The sequence below is a fragment of the Corynebacterium frankenforstense DSM 45800 genome (assembly GCF_001941485.1).
In the GTDB taxonomy this organism is placed as follows: Bacteria; Actinomycetota; Actinomycetes; order Mycobacteriales; family Mycobacteriaceae; genus Corynebacterium; species Corynebacterium frankenforstense.
In genome coordinates this window covers 2,375,453-2,391,768 of the sequence record NZ_CP009247.1, presented here as the reverse complement: position 1 = coordinate 2,391,768, position 16,316 = coordinate 2,375,453, and the positions used below count along the sequence as shown (strand labels likewise).

The 16,316-nt window shown below is 71.9% G+C and carries 15 protein-coding genes; 11 read left to right on the top strand and 4 right to left on the bottom strand.

The annotated features are described in order from the left end of the window. Positions 1–23 precede the first annotated feature (23 nt). On the bottom strand, positions 24–1,157 hold the full coding sequence (locus tag CFRA_RS10440; RefSeq protein WP_169842188.1) for an MFS transporter: 1,134 nt from the start codon (positions 1,155–1,157) through the stop codon (positions 24–26). A gap of 32 nt (positions 1,158–1,189) precedes the next feature. Then, the gene (locus CFRA_RS10435; protein ID WP_075664601.1) at positions 1,190–1,768 is read right to left on the bottom strand and encodes a TetR/AcrR family transcriptional regulator; all 579 of its coding nucleotides are present in this window, start codon (positions 1,766–1,768) and stop codon (positions 1,190–1,192) included. A gap of 210 nt (positions 1,769–1,978) precedes the next feature. Here CFRA_RS10435 and clpB point away from each other — a divergent pair, with 210 nt between their 5' ends. From clpB to CFRA_RS10395, 8 genes are all read left to right on the top strand, one after another. After that, positions 1,979–4,540 carry an ATP-dependent chaperone ClpB gene (clpB, locus tag CFRA_RS10430; protein WP_075664600.1) on the top strand — a complete coding sequence of 854 codons (2,562 nt, stop codon included), beginning with the start codon at positions 1,979–1,981 and terminating at the stop codon, positions 4,538–4,540. A gap of 235 nt (positions 4,541–4,775) precedes the next feature. Continuing rightward, positions 4,776–5,372: a hypothetical protein gene (locus CFRA_RS10425; RefSeq protein WP_075664599.1), complete on the top strand. Its 597-nt coding sequence runs from the start codon at positions 4,776–4,778 to the stop codon at positions 5,370–5,372. A 51-nt stretch (positions 5,373–5,423) separates the two neighbouring features. After that, positions 5,424–5,735 (top strand): hypothetical protein, encoded by a 312-nt coding sequence (locus CFRA_RS10420; RefSeq protein WP_075664598.1) that lies wholly within the window; start codon positions 5,424–5,426, stop codon positions 5,733–5,735. 48 nt (positions 5,736–5,783) lie between these two features. After that, the gene (locus CFRA_RS10415) at positions 5,784–6,620 is read left to right on the top strand and encodes a sulfurtransferase (protein WP_075664597.1); all 837 of its coding nucleotides are present in this window, start codon (positions 5,784–5,786) and stop codon (positions 6,618–6,620) included. Positions 6,621–6,678: 58 nt separating this feature from the next. Next, entirely contained in the window at positions 6,679–8,022 is a 1,344-nt protein-coding gene (locus tag CFRA_RS10410) for a type III secretion system chaperone family protein (RefSeq protein ID WP_075664596.1), read from the top strand. An 11-nt stretch (positions 8,023–8,033) separates the two neighbouring features. Further along, positions 8,034–8,588 (top strand): orotate phosphoribosyltransferase, encoded by a 555-nt coding sequence (gene pyrE / locus CFRA_RS10405; RefSeq protein ID WP_075664595.1) that lies wholly within the window; start codon positions 8,034–8,036, stop codon positions 8,586–8,588. After that, positions 8,575–9,246 (top strand): TrmH family RNA methyltransferase, encoded by a 672-nt coding sequence (locus CFRA_RS10400; protein ID WP_075664594.1) that lies wholly within the window; start codon positions 8,575–8,577, stop codon positions 9,244–9,246. Before pyrE ends, CFRA_RS10400 begins: the two co-directional genes overlap by 14 nt. A gap of 89 nt (positions 9,247–9,335) precedes the next feature. After that, complete coding sequence (locus tag CFRA_RS10395; RefSeq protein WP_075664593.1) at positions 9,336–10,565, top strand: glycoside hydrolase family 76 protein; 1,230 nt, start codon at positions 9,336–9,338, stop codon at positions 10,563–10,565. Between the two features lie 75 nt (positions 10,566–10,640). Here the strand turns inward: CFRA_RS10395 and CFRA_RS10390 are convergent, their stop codons facing one another. After that, positions 10,641–11,351, bottom strand: coding sequence for a DedA family protein (locus CFRA_RS10390; protein ID WP_075664592.1), 711 nt, complete (start codon positions 11,349–11,351; stop codon positions 10,641–10,643). A 302-nt stretch (positions 11,352–11,653) separates the two neighbouring features. Between CFRA_RS10390 and fbaA the strand changes: the two genes are divergently transcribed. Together fbaA and CFRA_RS10380 are read left to right on the top strand one after the other, a co-directional pair. Further along, complete coding sequence (gene fbaA, locus CFRA_RS10385; protein ID WP_075664591.1) at positions 11,654–12,688, top strand: class II fructose-bisphosphate aldolase; 1,035 nt, start codon at positions 11,654–11,656, stop codon at positions 12,686–12,688. Positions 12,689–12,815: 127 nt separating this feature from the next. Beyond that, on the top strand, positions 12,816–13,994 hold the full coding sequence (locus tag CFRA_RS10380; protein WP_075664590.1) for an FUSC family protein: 1,179 nt from the start codon (positions 12,816–12,818) through the stop codon (positions 13,992–13,994). On the opposite strand, the gene CFRA_RS10375 is transcribed toward CFRA_RS10380, so the two are convergent. Next, positions 13,991–14,863: a hypothetical protein gene (locus CFRA_RS10375; RefSeq protein ID WP_075664589.1), complete on the bottom strand. Its 873-nt coding sequence runs from the start codon at positions 14,861–14,863 to the stop codon at positions 13,991–13,993. The genes CFRA_RS10380 and CFRA_RS10375 overlap by 4 nt on opposite strands. A 136-nt stretch (positions 14,864–14,999) precedes the next feature. On the opposite strand from CFRA_RS10375, the gene CFRA_RS10370 reads away from it, so the two are divergent. Continuing rightward, on the top strand, positions 15,000–16,289 hold the full coding sequence (locus CFRA_RS10370; protein ID WP_075664588.1) for an adenylosuccinate synthase: 1,290 nt from the start codon (positions 15,000–15,002) through the stop codon (positions 16,287–16,289). Positions 16,290–16,316: the final 27 nt, after the last annotated feature.

The following is a 16,316-nucleotide window of genomic DNA, read 5'->3' as shown; positions in this document are numbered from 1 at the left end:
TCCGCGCCGTTCGCGCCGGGGAATCAGGGGGAGGTGCGCCACCCGGCGGCGGCGAAGGCGGCTAGAGCGGCCAGCGCACAGGCGGTGGCGGCCAGGGGCACGACCCCGGGCCCGCCGGTGGCCAGCACCCACCCGCCGAGCGCGCCGGCGACGGCGACGCCGAGGTAGGTGCCGGAGGTGTTGAGCGCGACCGCGCTCTCAGCACCGTCGCCGCCGACGGTGAAGTACCAGGCGGTCAGTGCGGGGGAGAGGGTGAAGGCACCCAGGGCCTGCGCGGCGACGACGGCGACGAGCGCGGCGGCCGGGGCGGGCGGGGCCGCGGCGAGCAGCCCGGCGCCCACGAGCCCGCCGGCGAGGACGCCGACGCCGAGCAGGAGGGTGCAGCGCGGCCCGAGCCGGTCGGCGAGCGCCCCGCCGAGGAGGACCCCGGCGACACCCGCCGCCCCGGAGGCGGCGAAGGCCACCGCGCGCAGGTCCTGGCCGGGGTGGGCGGCGGCGAGGTAGGGCGCGAGGTAGGTCAGCGCCATCATCGACCCGCTGATGGCCACGAGATTGCCGAGGAGCGCGGTGGCCACCGGCCGGGCGGCCACGGCCCGCAGCTGGGCGAGCGGCGAGGCGGCCGGCTCGCCGCGGGGGTCGGAGGACATGGTGGCGCGCACGGCGAGCAGGCAGACCACGGCGGCCGCCGCGAGCACGAGGAAGTTGGCCCGCCAGCCGGCCGCGTGCGCGACGGCCACGCCCACGGGCACGCCGAGAGCGATCGCGCCGGTGACGCCCATGGCCACCACCGCGACGTAGCGCCCGACCTTCTCCGGCGGGGCCTGGGCGGCCGTCCAGGAGAACACCGCCGGGGTCACGGCCCCCGTGCACAGCGCGGCGAGCACGCGCAGCACGAGCAGCACCGCGAGGTCCGGCGCGCAGGCGGCGGCGACGTTGACGGCGGCGAAGGCGCCCAGGGCGACGGTGAACAGCCGGCTGCGGCGCACCCCGGCGAGCAGGACCGCTGCCGGGGGCGCGCTGAGCGCGACGGTCAGGGAGAAGGCCGTGACCAGCTGGCCGGCGGCCGGCTCGGAGACATCCAGGTCGGCGGCGATGTCGGGCAGGATGCCGGCGATGACGTAGTCGTCCGTGTAGAGCACGAGCGCGGTCAGCAGCATCACCGCCAGCCACGGGGGCGGAACCCGCCGCCTCATCCGTCGACCCCCGCGGTGACGGCGGCGCGCACCAGCCGGAGCATCTCCCCGGCGGCGAGCCCGCCGTGGCCGGTGACGGACTCGAAGGTCAGCCCGACCATCAGCGCGGTGACCGGCTCGGCGTGCGCGGGGTCGGCGCCCAGGGCGGTGAGCACGGCGGCGACCACCGCGCGCATGTCCCGGGACATCCGCTCCGTGGTGGCGCGGTAGACCTCGTGGGTGCGCGCGGCGGCCATGAACTCGATGAGCACGGTGTTCTCCGCGCGGCGTGCGGCGTCGAGCGGGAGCAGCTCGGCCAGGACGGCGAGCGCGGAGTCGAGGTCGTGGCTGCCGGGGCGCCCGGAGAGGTCGTGGCCGGCCAGCCGACGGCCCATGCGCTCGCCGGCCTCCTCGGCGGCGTCGGCGAGCAGTTGGCGGGCGGTGGCGTAGGTGTTGCGCACGCTGCCCACGTTGAGCCCGGAGACGCGGGCGACGGAGCGGAAGGACAGGGCCGCGGCGCCCTCCTCGGCGACGACGCGGAAGGCGGCGTCGAGGATGCGGGCCCGGCGGCCGGCGGGGTCGACGAGTTTCGGCATGACCCGAACGTATCACAGGTGTGATAAATAAACCGGGCACGTGGCGCGGGCGCGTGCTCCCGGTTAAAGTTGAGTGTCAAAGACTCAAAGAATTTCGCCTTGAGTGGAATGGACTCAACCTCTGCGGCGTTGTGGAGGGTGAACAACAAACCGTGCGGCGCGCGCCGGGGTGACCGGCGCGGCGTCGTCAATGAAAGGCACACGACACTTATGAGCTCCTTCAACCCCACCACGAAGACATCGGAGGCGCTGCAGGCCGCCCTGCAGTCGGCCTCTCAGAACGGCAACCCCGACATCCGCCCGGCCCACCTGCTGGTGGCCGTCCTCGAGCAGGAGGAGGGCGTGGCCGCGCCCGTGCTCAAGGCCGCGGGCGTGGACCCGCAGGCCGTGCTCGACGAGGCGAAGAAGCTCGTCGACGGTTACCCCTCCGCCTCCGGGCAGAACATGGCCAACCCCAACTTCAACCGCGAGGCGCTCAACGCGCTGACCGCGGCGCAGGAGCTGGCCGGCGAACTCGGCGACGAGTACGTCTCCACCGAGGTGCTGCTCGCGGGCATCGCCCGGGGTGACTCCGACGCCGCCGACCTGCTCAAGGGGCGCGGCGCGACGTACGAGGCGATCACCGGCGCATTTCCGACCGTTCGCGGCTCCCACAAGGTGACCAACCAGGACCCCGAGGGGCAGTTCCAGGCGCTGGAGAAGTACTCCACCGACCTGACCGCCCGGGCCCGCGAGGGCAAGATCGACCCGGTCATCGGCCGTGACTCCGAGATTCGGCGCGTGGTCCAGGTCCTCTCGCGGCGCACGAAGAACAACCCGGTGCTCATCGGCGAGCCCGGCGTGGGCAAGACCGCCATCGTCGAGGGCCTGGCCCGGCGCATCGTCGCCGGCGACGTGCCCGAGTCGCTGAAGGGCAAGACGCTGATCTCGCTCGATCTGGGCTCCATGGTCGCCGGCGCGAAGTACCGCGGCGAGTTCGAGGAGCGCCTCAAGGCCGTCCTCGAGGAGATCAAGAACTCGAACGGCGAGATCGTCACCTTCATCGACGAGCTGCACACCATCGTCGGCGCGGGCGCGACCGGCGAGGGCTCCATGGACGCCGGCAACATGATCAAGCCGATGCTCGCCCGCGGCGAGCTGCGCCTGGTCGGCGCGACCACGCTCGACGAGTACCGCAAGTACATCGAGAAGGACGCCGCGCTCGAGCGCCGCTTCCAGCAGGTCTACGTCGGCGAGCCCTCGGTCGAGGACACCGTCGGCATCCTGCGCGGCCTCAAGGAGCGCTACGAGGTGCACCACGGCGTGCGCATCCAGGACTCCGCCCTGGTCGCCGCCGCGCAGCTCTCCGACCGCTACATCACCAACCGCTTCCTGCCGGACAAGGCCATCGACCTCGTCGACGAGGCCGGCAGCCGGCTGCGCATGGAGATCGACTCCTCCCCGCAGGAGATCGACGAGGCCGAGCGCATCGTGCGCCGCCTCGAGATCGAGGAGATCGCCCTGGAGAAGGAGTCCGACGCCGCCAGCGCCGAGCGCCTGACCCAGCTGCGCGCCGACCTGGCAGACGAGCGCGAGAAGCTCTCCGAGCTCAAGGCCCGGTGGGCCAACGAGAAGGGTGCGATCGAGAAGGTCCAGAAGGCGAAGGAGGAGCTCGAGCACCTGCGCAACGAGTCCGAGATCGCCGAGCGCGACGGCGACTACGCCCGGGTCTCCGAGCTGCGCTACGGGCGCATCCCGGAGCTGGAGAAGGAGCTCGCCGAGGCCGAGGGCGCCGCGGAGACCCGCGGTGCGGGCGCCATGCTCACCGAGGAGGTCAGCCCGGACACCATCGCCGAGGTCGTCTCCGCGTGGACCGGCATCCCCGCCGGCAAGATGCTCCAGGGCGAGACCGAGAAGCTGCTGCACATGGAGGACGAGCTGGGCAAGCGCGTCGTCGGGCAGCTCGACGCCGTCACGGCGGTCTCGGACGCGACCCGCAGGGCGCGCGCCGGGGTGGCCGACCCGAACCGGCCGACCGGCTCCTTCCTCTTCCTGGGCCCGACGGGCGTGGGCAAGACCGAGCTGGCCAAGGCGCTGGCCGAGTTCCTCTTCGACGACGAGCGCGCGATGGTGCGCATCGACATGTCCGAGTACAGCGAGAAGCACTCGGTCGCGCGCCTGGTCGGCGCTCCCCCCGGATACGTCGGCTACGACGCCGGCGGCCAGCTGACCGAGGCCGTGCGGCGGCGCCCGTACACCGTCGTGCTCTTCGACGAGGTGGAGAAGGCCCACCCGGACGTCTTCGACATCCTGCTGCAGGTGCTCGACGACGGCCGGCTGACCGACGGGCAGGGCCGGACCGTGGACTTCCGCAACACGATCCTGATCCTGACCTCGAACCTGGGCGCCGGCGGCTCGCACGAGGAGATCATGGCGGCGGTGAAGAAGGCCTTCAAGCCGGAGTTCATCAACCGCCTCGACGACGTGGTCGTCTTCGACCCGCTCAGCCACGAGCAGCTGACCCACATCGTCGAGATCCAGGTCGCGCGCCTGGCCGAGCGGCTCTCGCAGCGCCGCCTGAGCCTGCACGTCTCCGACGCCGCGAAGAGCTGGCTCGGCGACCGCGGCTACGACCCGGCCTACGGCGCCCGGCCGCTGCGCCGCCTGATCCAGCAGGCGATCGGCGACCGGCTGGCCAAGGAGCTGCTCGCCGGGAGGATCGTCGACGGCGACACCGTCGAGGTGGACGTCGCCGACGGCGGCGAGCACCTCACCATCGAGGCGGCCCGCTGAGCGGCGCTCCGCTGAGAGTGCTGCGCTGAGCTGCGCTCCGCTGAGTAGGCGAAATGATCCGCGGTTCACGCCGGACCGCGGAATTTTCGCTGTCCGGGTCTTCGCCGCCCGGCTCGTTGCCACCCGCCTTGTTGCTGCGCGGCTTTCTGCGGGCCCGGCGAATGTGGTGGGGAGCACTCCCGAAGACCCTTAATGAACACTGAAAATAAACTGACTGCAATATAAAATTGCAGGCATGAGGAAGACCATCGTCGCCGCCGGCGCCGCGCTCGCCGTGCTGGCCACGCCCGTCCAGGCCGTCGCCGCCCCCTCCCAGACCCTCGGGGTCGAGATGGGCGCCGGCACCGTCGTCACCCGCACCGTCAAGATCAACTCCGCCGCCGACCGCCAGACCGCGCTGAACTACCTCAAGAAGGTGCGCGCGGACATGTGGGACAGGAACATGCCCGTCGACGGCGAGGGCCTGCAGCAGAAGGTGCCGGACAAGGCCGCCTACGTCGACAGCCTGCAGTGGAGCGGTGACATGGAGCGCATCGCCTACCAGCGTGCCTTCGAGCAGTACGACGCCCGCGGGCTGTCGCACCTGCGCCCCGACGGCACCGACTCCTGGGGCGCGACGGTGGACGGCCGGCAGTCCTGGGGCGAGAACCTCTGCGTGGACAACACGCTGACCGGCTGCCTGCAGATGCTGACCTACGGCGAGGAGAAGGGGCTCCGCGAGGCGGACGGCGACCTCAGCGGGGGCGGCCACCTCTACAACGTGCTCGACCCGGACAAGAACCACGTGGGCGCGGCCTTCCTCGGCAGGTACGGCTCGACCCAGCACAGCTAGTTCCCCTCGGGCACGGCGGCGCTGGACGTCAACGGCACCGCGACGTTCTCGGTGGCCACCCCGAGGCCCGGGGCCTTCAACTTCCGCAACCAGGGCCCGGCCCCGAAGCCGGGTGAGCAGGCCGGTCAGCCGGGCACGAAGCCGGGCGACACCACCAAGCCCGGCGGGCAGCCGGGCACGAAGCCGGTCAACGAGCCGGGCGGCACCACCAAGCCGAGCGACGGCAACTACAAGCCGAACACCCCGGACCTCTCCTCCCTCGGCTCGAGCGGGGAGACCGGCAAGGTCCTCGGCATCATCTTCGGCCTCCTCTCGCTGTTCATCCCCATCGCCGCGTGGCTGATGAACAGCGGCCTGCTGTAGTCCTAGGTCACACTGCGCACCGGGTCCGGTCTGCATAAGATCGGACCTATGACCAACCTCGTCTCGACGTCCCAGCTCAACGAGCTCCTCGCCCGCGGTGCGGCGGTCAGCCTCATCGCCACCTACTGGGGGCCGCACAAGGACGCGGGCTTCACCCGGTTCGCCTCCGAGCACATCCCCACCTCCGTCTACTGCGACCCGGCCGCCGCACTGAGCGGCGTGCCGGACTTCCACGTCGGCCGCAACCCGCTGCCGGACCCGACCCGCCTGCGTGACTGGATCCACAACTGGGGCGTCGACGAGGACAGCGACGTCGTCGTCTACGACGAGGGCCGCGGCCTGCTCGCCGCGCGCACCTGGTGGACGCTGCGCTGGGCCGGCCTGACCAACGTCCGCATCCTGGACGGCGGGCTGGCCAAGTGGCTCTCCGAGGACCGCGTGCACATCGCCGGCCCCGGCACCCTGCCGGGCACCTCGCGCTTCGAGCCGGCGGCCGGCGCCATGCCGGTGCTCACCCTCGAGGAGGTCCGTGACTTCGACGGCCTGCTCATCGACGCCCGCGAGGCCGACCGCTGGGCCGGGCGCCGCGAGCTTCTCGACGTGCGCGCCGGGCACATCCCGGGCGCGGTCAACGTGCCGGTGCGCAGCCTGCTCAACGCGAACAACACCTTCCGCAGCCCCGGCGAGCTGCGCGAGATCTTCGCCGCCGCCGGCGTCACCGGCCCCGAGGACGCGAAGCGCACCTGCGTCTACTCCGGCTCGGGCAACCACTCCGCGCAGCTGCTCGCCGGCATGGAGCTGGCGGGCCTGCCGGGCGCGGCGCACTACATCGGCGGCTGGTCGCAGTGGTCCTACCACGACCTGCCCATCGCGAGCTCCCTCTGAGCGGATCCCGGCCCGGCCCGCCCGCGTGGGCGGGCGCGGTGACGATAGGCTCTAGACCGTGATCCCGACTCTGCTCTTCCTGCTCGCCGCCCTCGCGCTGCTCGCCGCCCTGGCGTTGTGGACCCTCGATTCCCGACGCCGCGGTGGTTCCACGGGCGCGTCCGACGCCCGCCCGGAGCCGGGCGCGGCGGCCCCGGCGCCCGGGGCCGGGCAGGCCGCCGGGCCCGAGCCCGAGCCGGCTGCTGAGGCTGAGCCCGAGGCTGAGGTCGCCGACGACGAGCCGCTTGACGTCGAGGTCGTCGAGGAGCGCGAGCCCGAGGCTGTGCCGGCTTCCGTGACGGCGCCTGCGTCGGCGGACGCGGCCGAGCCGGCGGCTGAGACCGGCGGCGAACCGGAAGCGGAGCGCGGGCCCGCCGCTGAGCCTGAGCCCGCCCCGCAGCGCCGCGGGGGTCTGCACCTGCCGGGCGCGCTGCGCCGCGAGCGCCGCGCCTGGGCCGAGGAGCACGGCTTCAGCTTCGCGCGGGCCGACGAGTACCTGACCGACGAGTGGTCCCGCGGGGCCGCAGCGGCCGGGGCGCCGGCGCGTGACGTCGTCAGCGGCGCCTTCGCCGACGAGTCCGGCGCCGAGCACGAGTTCCATCTGCTGGACCTCGGCCGCAGCCCGGTGCTCGCCGTGCGCCGCGGGGCGGCCTCCCCGGTCGTGGTGGACATGCGCCGCGCCGGTTCCGTCGGCGAGGAGTCCGCGGACCTGGTCGACGTCGCCGAGACCGCGGGCTTCACCGTGCACGCCTCCGATCAGGGCGCCGCCGCCCGCCTCCTCGACGTCCGCGTCGAGCGGGCCCTGTCCGCCATGCCCCCGGCCGTCACGGCCGCCTGGTGCGAGTCGAGCTGGACGCTCGCCGAGCTCGCCCGCGGCACCCGGGTCGAGGAGGCCGAGGCCGCCCTCGCCCCGCTGTGCCTGCTCTCCGACGCCGCGCGCGTGCTGCCGCCGCGCGGCGCGGGCGTGCCCCTGGACACCGACGGGCTGGACCCGAGCCGGACCACCCCGCCGCCGCACGAGCCCGAGGCCGGCACCCGCGAGCCCGAGCACACCCCGGACGCCCCCGAGAACCCGGTGGCCCGCCCGGAGGAGCCGCTCGAGATGCCCTCCCGGGCGCGTGCCCAGGCCCACGGCGTGGTCGAGCCGCGCGCGCTCGGCGGCGACGAGGTCGACGCCATCGCCGAGGGCGGGCACACCGGCGAGGCCACCGACGACCACCAGGGCACCCGCGTGGTGCGCCGTGGCTCGATGAGCTCCTCGATCTTCGACGACCTCACCGCCGAGCTCGGTCACGACCCGCTCGCCGAGGGCGGGGAGGCCGAGCGGGAGGACACGGACCGGGGCGACGACGCGGAGCGCTAGACTTTCAGGCTATGAGCATGAGCGACGTCGACACCTCCGATCTCAACCGCCTGGCCGAACTCGTCCGCGAACTCGCGGTCGTGCGCGGCAAGGTCATCCTCTCCTCCGGCGCCGAGGCCGACTACTACGTCGACCTGCGCCGGGCGACGCTGCACCACGAGGCCGCGCCCCTGATCGGCAAGCTGCTGCGCCAGCTGACCTCCGACCTGGACTTCGACGCCGTCGGCGGGCTCACCCTGGGCGCCGACCCGGTGGGCACCTCCGTGCTGCACGCCGAGGGCCGCCCGATCGACTCCTTCGTGGTGCGCAAGGAGGCCAAGAAGCACGGCATGCAGCGCCGCATCGAGGGCCCCGACGTCAAGGGCCGCAAGGTGCTCGTCGTCGAGGACACCACCACCACCGGCAACTCGCCGCTGACCGCCGTCAAGGCGCTGCGCGAGGCCGGTGCCGAGGTCGTCGCCGTGGCCACGGTCGTCGACCGGGAGACGGGCGCGGACAAGGTCATCGCGGACGCGGGCCTGGAGTACCGCCACCTGCTGGGCCTGGCCGACCTTGGACTCGAGTAACAGCGCCCCCGGCCCCACCGAGTGGAACGAGGGGCGCCACGGCGTCGGCCCCTGGGCCGAGGAGCACCCCGGCGAACCCGTCCCGGACGACGCGCGCCTGGACCCGGAGCTGCTGGCCTCGGGTGACCGGCGCAACGTCGTCGACGCCTACCGCTACTGGCGCCGCGAGGCGATCGTGGCGGACATCGACACGCGCCGCCACCCGTTGCACGTGGCCATCGAGAACTTCGAGAACGACGCCAACATCGGCACGGTGGTGCGCACCGCCAACGCCTTCGCCGTCGACACCGTCCACATCGTCGGCCGGCGCCGCTGGAACCGGCGCGGGGCCATGGTCACCGACCGCTACCAGCACCTGATGCACCACGACACCGTCGCCGACCTGATGGACTGGGCCGCCGGGGCGGACCTGACGGTGGTGGCGGTCGACAACACCCCGGGCAGCGTCCCCCTGGAGACCGCGGAGCTGCCGCGTCGTTGCCTGCTGCTCTTCGGCCAGGAGGGCCCCGGGGTCACGGAGTCCGCCCGGCAGGCCGCGCGGATGACCTGCTCGATCGCCCAGTTCGGCTCCACGCGCTCGATCAACGTCGGGGTCGCCGCGGGCATCGCCATGCACGCCTGGGTGCGCCGCCACGCGGATCTTTCCGCCGCGTGGTGAGCGTGACCCGCCGCGGGCGCTAATATGTGACAGGACGACAACGATGACCGCGCAGGTGCGCGGTGAGCTTGAAGCACAGGACGGGAGACGTGGCGGAGACCACCGGTACAGAGCACGCGGCCTCGGAGAAGTGGGCGCACCGCGCCGACCTCGCGGAGAACGCCATCAACGAGCGCCACGCCTCGAAGCTGTGGGGCCTGCCGCGCACGAACCTCGCCGTGACCGCCTGGCCGCCGACCACCAAGGAGTCGCTGTTCGTGCGCTGGCACTACTGGTGGCAGGCGCACTACCTGGACTGCCTGATCGACGCCTTCGAGCGTCGCGGCACCAAGACCCGTCGGGCGCGGGTGCGCCACACGGTGCGCGGCATCCGCATCCGCAACGGCGGAAGACTCACCCGCAACCGCTACTACGACGACCGCGCCTGGCTCTCGCTGGCGCTGGGGCGCATCAACGAGCACACCGGTCGAGGCACCAAGAAGCAGACCCGGGACCTCGAGCAGGCGCTCCTCGCCGGCATCGACGGGCTGACCGGCGTGCTGCCGTGGCGGGTGGGGGAGACGTTCTACAACGTGCCCTCCAACGGGCCGGCGGCGATCATGATGGCGCGCACCGGGCGCCTCGACCAGGCGATCGCCGTGGTCGACTGGATCCTGGAGAACCTGATCAACGACGACGGCCTGGTCATGGACGGCCTGCGGATGCGCATGCACGGCCCCGAGCTCGTGCGCGACGTCCACCCCTACTGCCAGGGCGTGATGCTCGGCGCGTGCCTCGAGATCGCACTGGCGCTGCGCGAGCGCGCCGGCTTCAGTGCCGACGAGTCGATCTCCGGGTGGGCGGACGCCGACCGGGTCGACGACGCGATGCCCTACATCACCTTCGTGCGCTCGCTGGTGCACGCGCTGGCCCTCGAGATGGCCACCCCGCAGGGCGTGGTGGACTGGGACACCGGCGACGGCGACGGCGGGCTGTTCAAGGGCATCCTCGCGCGCTACCTCGCCGACGTGGCGGTGCGCCTGCCCGCGGACAGCCCGGCGAACCGTGCGACGAAGAAGATCGCGCGCCGGCTGGTGGTCAACTCCGCCGACAGCGTGTGGAACCACCGCCTCGAGGTCGACGGCCTGCCGGTCTTCGCCACCGACTGGACCGACGACGCGCGCCTGCCGCACAACTTCGGGCTGGGTCCGCACTCGCTGGCCGAGCACACCGGCATGGTGCGCATCGCCGAGCGTGACCTCTCGGTTCAGCTGTCCGGCTGGATGCTGATGGAGGCCGCGGCCCGCATCGAGCTGCAGGGTGCGCAGACGGGGGCGTAGGGCGGCCGGCCGGCCCGGCGCCGCCCGGCTCGAGGGCGCTCAGGCCACCCAGGCCGCCCAGCTGGCGGGCGCCGCCTAACTCGCGCGCGCCGCGTCGGGGGCCTCCGGCGCGTCGACGGTGGCGGAACCGGCGCGGCGGGCGTCGAGGAACTTCTTGGCCGCGCCGATGATCCCCGGCAGGATCGAGACGAAGACGATCAGCAGGAAGATCGGCTCGATGTTCTCGCGGATGAAGTCGTAGTGGCCCAGCCAGGCGCCCAGGAGGGTCACGCCGCCGCCCCACAGGGTCGCGCCGCACACGGAGAACGGCAGGAAGACGCGGTAGTTCATCCGTGACATGCCGGCCACCAGCGGCGCGTAGGTGCGCACGATGGGCACGAAGCGGCAGATGATCACGGTGACGGGCCCGTGCTTGGCGAAGAACTCGTGGGACTGGGTCAGGTAGGCCTGCTTGAAGATCTTCCCGTCGGGGCGCCCGGAGAGCGCCTCGCCGAACTTGCGGCCGATCCAGTAGCCGGACTGGTCTCCGAGGAAGGCCGCGCACATGCACGCGACGATCACGGCCCACAGCGGGGCGAAGGAGTCGGGCTGCACGGCGAGCATGCCGCCGGTGAACAGCAGCGAGTCGCCCGGTAGCAGCGGGAAGAGCAGACCGGACTCGATGAAGACGATCAGGGAGATTCCGGGCAGGATCAGACTCCCGAAGGGGCCCGAACCGCTGAGCAGGTACATGGGGTCCATCCAGGTCGGCCCGAGGGCCATGGTGGTGACGAGGGCGTCATGCATGGCAAGAACAGTACGCCCGAAAGCCCTCTTTTCCCCAGCGCAGCGCGGTCAAAAGCGGCCAACCGGGGCGTACGCGGCCGGGTATGACGAACACCACAGCGGGGTGTGGCGCGACGTCGGCAAGCCCCCTGCCAGTACCGGAATGCCCGGATATGTCCGAACGTGTGGCATTTGCTGTGTGGTCGGGCAGCGAAAACGCGCGAGACCTGGCATACTGGGAGCAGCGAACGGGACCGGACATCCGTCGGGGCCCGTGCGGAAACAGACCACCGTCCAGAGGCACCTTTTGGGAGGAAGCTTCAATGCCCATCGCAACCCCTGAGATCTACAACGAGATGCTCGACCGGGCCAAGAAGGAGGGCTTCGCCTACCCGGCGATCAACTGCACCTCCTCGGAGACGATCAACGCCGCCCTGAAGGGCTTCGCCGAGGCGGAGTCCGACGGCATCATCCAGTTCTCCACCGGCGGTGCCTCGTTCGGCTCCGGCCTGGCGGTGCAGAACAAGGTCAAGGGCGCCCTGGCCCTCGCCGCCTTCGCGCACGAGGCCGCCAAGAACTACGGCGTCAACGTCGCGCTGCACACCGACCACTGCCAGAAGGAGGTGCTCGACGAGTACGTGCGCCCCCTGATCGCGATCTCCCAGGAGCGCGTCGACCGCGGCGAGCTGCCCCTGTTCCAGTCCCACATGTGGGACGGCTCCGCCATCCCGATCGACGAGAACCTCGTGATCGCCCAGGAGCTGCTGGAGAAGGCCCACAAGGCCAACATCGTCCTCGAGGTCGAGATCGGTGTCGTCGGCGGCGAGGAGGACGGCGTCGAGGCCAAGCACGGCGCGAATCTCTACACCTCCCCGGAGGACTTCGAGAAGACCCTCGACGCCATCGGACACGGTGACAAGGGCCGCTACCTGCTGGCCGCCACCTTCGGCAACGTCCACGGCGTCTACAAGCCGGGCAACGTCGAGCTGCGCCCGGAGGTCCTCAAGGAGGGCCAGCGCGTCGCCGCCAAGAAGCTCGGCCTCGACGCCGACGCCCAGCCCTTCGACTTCGTCTTCCACGGCGGCTCCGGCTCCGAGAAGGAGAAGATCGAGGAGGCCCTCGGCTACGGCGTCATCAAGATGAACGTCGACACCGACACCCAGTACGCGTTCACCAACCCGGTCGCGCGCCACATGTTCGCCAACTACGACGGCGTCTTCAAGATCGACGGCGAGGTCGGCAACAAGAAGGTCTACGACCCGCGTTCCTACATGAAGAAGGCCGAGCAGGGCATGTCCGAGCGCGTCATCGAGGCGTGCCAGGACCTGCACTCGGTGGGCACCACCCTGAGCAAGTAAGTCCCGCGCCGAGCGTCGCTTGACGACGCCCGCGCCCCGCCCCCGCGTCCCGCACCTGCGTGCGGTGCGCGGGGGCGTCTTCGTGCCCGTGTGATGACGGTAACGCGGGGCGCCTATCCTGGGGCACATGGCAAAGGAGCGTCTCAACACCCTCGACCGGCTGCGCACCGTGGACAAGTCCCTGGCCAGCCGGATGGGCCGGGTGCGCAAGCGGACCTGGGCGATCACCCAGCAGGCCGTGGCCGCCGGCGCCTCCTACTGGGTGGCCCAGGAGGTCTTCGGCCACAAGTTCCCGTTCTTCGCCCCGATCGCCGCGATCATCATCCTCGGCATGACCGGCGGCGACCGCCTGCGCCGCGCCGTCGAGATGTCGCTCGGCTGCATCGTCGGCGTCGGGCTCGGCGACCTCCTGGTCCCGCTGCTCGGCTCCGGGCCGTGGCAGATCGCCGTCGCCGTGGCCTGCGCGCTGGTCTTCGGCTCCTTCATCTCCAAGTCGCCGCTGGTCAACAACCAGATCGCCATCGGCTCCATCCTGATCGCCACGATCATGCCGCCCGGCGGCATCACACCGGCCGGCACCGGGGGACCCGACCGCATGATCGACGCGGTCATCGGCTCGACGGTGGGCATCCTCGTGATCGCCATCCTGCCGGACAATCCCCTGAACGCCGGGCGCCAGGAGATCTCGAAGGTCATGGCGATCGCCTCCTCGGTGCTCGACGACGTCGCCGAGGCCCTGCGCAGCCGCGACGCGCGCAGCCTGGCCAACGCGCTGCAGGCCGTGCGCGACACCCAGGGCGACATCAACTCGATGCTGGACTCGGCCAAGGTCGGCCGCGAGGCCTCGACGCTCTCGCCGCTGCTGTGGGGGTCGCGCCGGCGGGTGCGCTCGCTCGAGCGCATCCTCGGGCCCGTCGACAACGCCGTGCGCAACGTGCGTGTGCTCGCCCGGCGCTCGCGCGTGCTCACCGAGGACGGCGACACCGTCTCCGACGAGCAGATCGAGATCATCTCCGAGCTCTCCGGGATCCTGCTGAGCTTCTCCGAGCTCTACGAGCGCGGCGCCGAGGTCTCCGAGGCCGTCGAGATCCCCAACATCGTCAACCAGCTGCGCCGCCTGGGGGCGCGGGCCAACATGTCGCTGGTCAAGGGGCGGGTCCTCTCGGCGCACGTGGTGCTGGCCCAGACCCGCTCGATCATCGTGGACCTGCTCGAGATCTGCGGGATGTCCCGGCCCTCCTCGCTGGCCGTGCTCGCGCCGACCTCGCGCACCCCGGCCTACCCGCCGGAGGTCTGGGACGATTAGGGACGCACGATCTGCAGGTCGCGCATGTGGCGGTAGAACGTCGCGCGCTTGACCGGCCGCTTGGCCGGCACCCCGTCGACGGTGACCAGGATGTCGCGCCCGCCGGACTGCACGGCGCGGCCGGTGCGCAGGCTCGCCTCGTCGACCTCGCCGTGGGGGCGCAGCGCCCCGCGCAGCCGGGCCAGCGGGCCGCGCCCGGTCTCGGCGGGGGAGTAGGGCGTGGTGAGCACGGCGGCGGCGACGCCCGGGGCGTCGGTCATGGGCACCAGGCGGGCGCCGAAGAGCCCCCGGCGCGGGGGGTGCGAAGCGCCCTCGTCCCTGCGGAAGAGGATCGTGGCGTCGTCGACGATGATCTCGCCGGTGTACTCGCCGTGGGAGAAGTCCTCCAGCAGCGCCGAGCCCGCCACCGCCAGGCCGCGGTCCGAGCGGATCAGCGGCGCCGGGTTGACCGCCCCGTGCAGCGCCAGCGGGAATGCGCCCGCGCCCACCGGCAGCGCCCAGTTCGTCGCCGCGGGCGACGGATCGACCGGCACATAGCCGAACTCCACCCACAGGAAGTCCGCCCGCATGGCACGGGTGAGCACCGCCGACAGCGCGGCGTCGGAACCCACGACCACCACCCGCAGGGCGTCGTCAATGAACCGCGCCTGGGGCGCGGGGCCCGGGGCGCCGAGGTGGCGGACGTCGGGACGCGCGGCGATCTCGTCCAACGACGGGGTGGGGTCCTCCGGCAGCGCGGCGCGGGCGGCATCGTCAAGCACGCGCAGGTCGCCGCGCGCCGGCACCTGCGGCAGGTCGAGCACCTCGGCACCCGCCGGGGCCTGGAGGGCCCGGGCGGCCGGGCCGCAACGGAGGATGAGCACACGCATGGACAGCATTCTAGAGCTGGACGTCGGACGGGTAGAATGATCGCCTGGACGGGCGCGGCCACCGCGCGCCGCGCCGCACTCACGTCACCGTGAACAAGCACCGAGAACCCAGACCCGAGGAAGTGGACATTCCGCCATGGCAGCGATCGTGATCGTCGGCGCCCAGTGGGGCGACGAAGGAAAGGGCAAGGCCACCGACATCCTGGGCGGCCAGGTCGACTACGTGGTCAAGCCCAACGGCGGCAACAACGCCGGCCACACCGTCGTCGTGAACGGCGAGAAGTACCAGCTCAAGCTCCTGCCGGCCGGCCTGCTCTCCGAGAACGCCATGCCCATCCTGGGCAACGGCACCGTGATCAACCTCGAGGCCCTCTTCGAGGAGATCGACGGCCTCGAGGCCCGCGGCGCGGACGCCTCCCGCCTGCGCATCTCCGCCAACGCCCACCTCGTCGCGCCGTACCACCGCACCCTCGACCGGGTCCAGGAGCGCTTCCTGGGCAAGCGCGCCATCGGCACCACCGGCCGCGGCATCGGCCCGACCTACTCCGACAAGGTCGCCCGCGTCGGCCTGCGCGTCCAGGACGTCTTCGACGAGTCGATCCTGCGCCAGAAGATCACCTCCGCGCTCGACGTGAAGAACCAGATCCTGGTCAAGCTGTACAACCGCCGCGCCATCGAGGCCGAGGAGATCGTGCAGTACTTCCTCAGCTACGCCGACCGCCTGCGCCCGATGGTCATCGAGGCCGAGTACGAGGTCAACAAGGGCCTCGACGAGGGCAAGAGCGTGCTCATGGAGGGCGGCCAGGCCACCATGCTCGACGTCGACCACGGCACCTACCCGTTCGTGACCTCCTCGAACCCGACCGCCGGCGGCGCCTGCGTGGGCTCCGGCATCGGCCCGACGCGCATCACCTCCTCGCTGGGCATCGCCAAGGCGTACACCACCCGCGTGGGCGCCGGCCCGTTCCCCACCGAGCTCTTCGACAAGTGGGGCGAGTACCTGCAGGTCACCGGCGGTGAGGTCGGCGTGAACACCGGCCGCAAGCGCCGCTGCGGCTGGTACGACTCCGTGGTCGCCCGCTACGCCACCCGCGTCAACGGCTTCACCGACCTGTTCATCACCAAGCTCGACGTGCTCACCGGCATCGGCGAGATCCCGATCTGTGTCGCCTACGACGTCGACGGCGTGCGCCACGACGAGATGCCGCTGACCCAGTCCGAGTTCCACCACGCCGAGCCGATCTACGAGACGATGCCCGCCTGGGAGGAGGACATCACCGGCTGCCGCACCTTCGAGGAGCTGCCCCAGCGCGCCCAGGACTACCTGCACCGCATCGAGGAGCTCTCCGGCTGCCGCATCTCCTACGTCGGCGTCGGCCCGGGCCGCGACGAGACCATCGTCATCAACGACGTGATGCAGAGCTAGCCCGGGCCAGCTCTGCCGGGGGCTCGG

Bases quoted from the DNA above. Each gene is read 5' to 3' on its own strand.
- CFRA_RS10440 (WP_169842188.1), bottom strand. From the start codon at position 1,157: ATGCTGCTGACCGCGCTCGTGCTCTACACGGACGACTACGTCATCGCC.
- CFRA_RS10435 (WP_075664601.1), bottom strand. From the start codon at position 1,768: ATGCCGAAACTCGTCGACCCCGCCGGCCGCCGGGCCCGCATCCTCGAC.
- clpB (WP_075664600.1), top strand. From the start codon at position 1,979: ATGAGCTCCTTCAACCCCACCACGAAGACATCGGAGGCGCTGCAGGCC.
- CFRA_RS10425 (WP_075664599.1), top strand. From the start codon at position 4,776: ATGAGGAAGACCATCGTCGCCGCCGGCGCCGCGCTCGCCGTGCTGGCC.
- CFRA_RS10415 (WP_075664597.1), top strand. From the start codon at position 5,784: ATGACCAACCTCGTCTCGACGTCCCAGCTCAACGAGCTCCTCGCCCGC.
- pyrE (WP_075664595.1), top strand. From the start codon at position 8,034: ATGAGCATGAGCGACGTCGACACCTCCGATCTCAACCGCCTGGCCGAA.
- CFRA_RS10390 (WP_075664592.1), bottom strand. From the start codon at position 11,351: ATGCATGACGCCCTCGTCACCACCATGGCCCTCGGGCCGACCTGGATG.
- fbaA (WP_075664591.1), top strand. From the start codon at position 11,654: ATGCCCATCGCAACCCCTGAGATCTACAACGAGATGCTCGACCGGGCC.
- CFRA_RS10380 (WP_075664590.1), top strand. From the start codon at position 12,816: ATGGCAAAGGAGCGTCTCAACACCCTCGACCGGCTGCGCACCGTGGAC.
- CFRA_RS10375 (WP_075664589.1), bottom strand. From the start codon at position 14,863: ATGCGTGTGCTCATCCTCCGTTGCGGCCCGGCCGCCCGGGCCCTCCAG.
- CFRA_RS10370 (WP_075664588.1), top strand. From the start codon at position 15,000: ATGGCAGCGATCGTGATCGTCGGCGCCCAGTGGGGCGACGAAGGAAAG.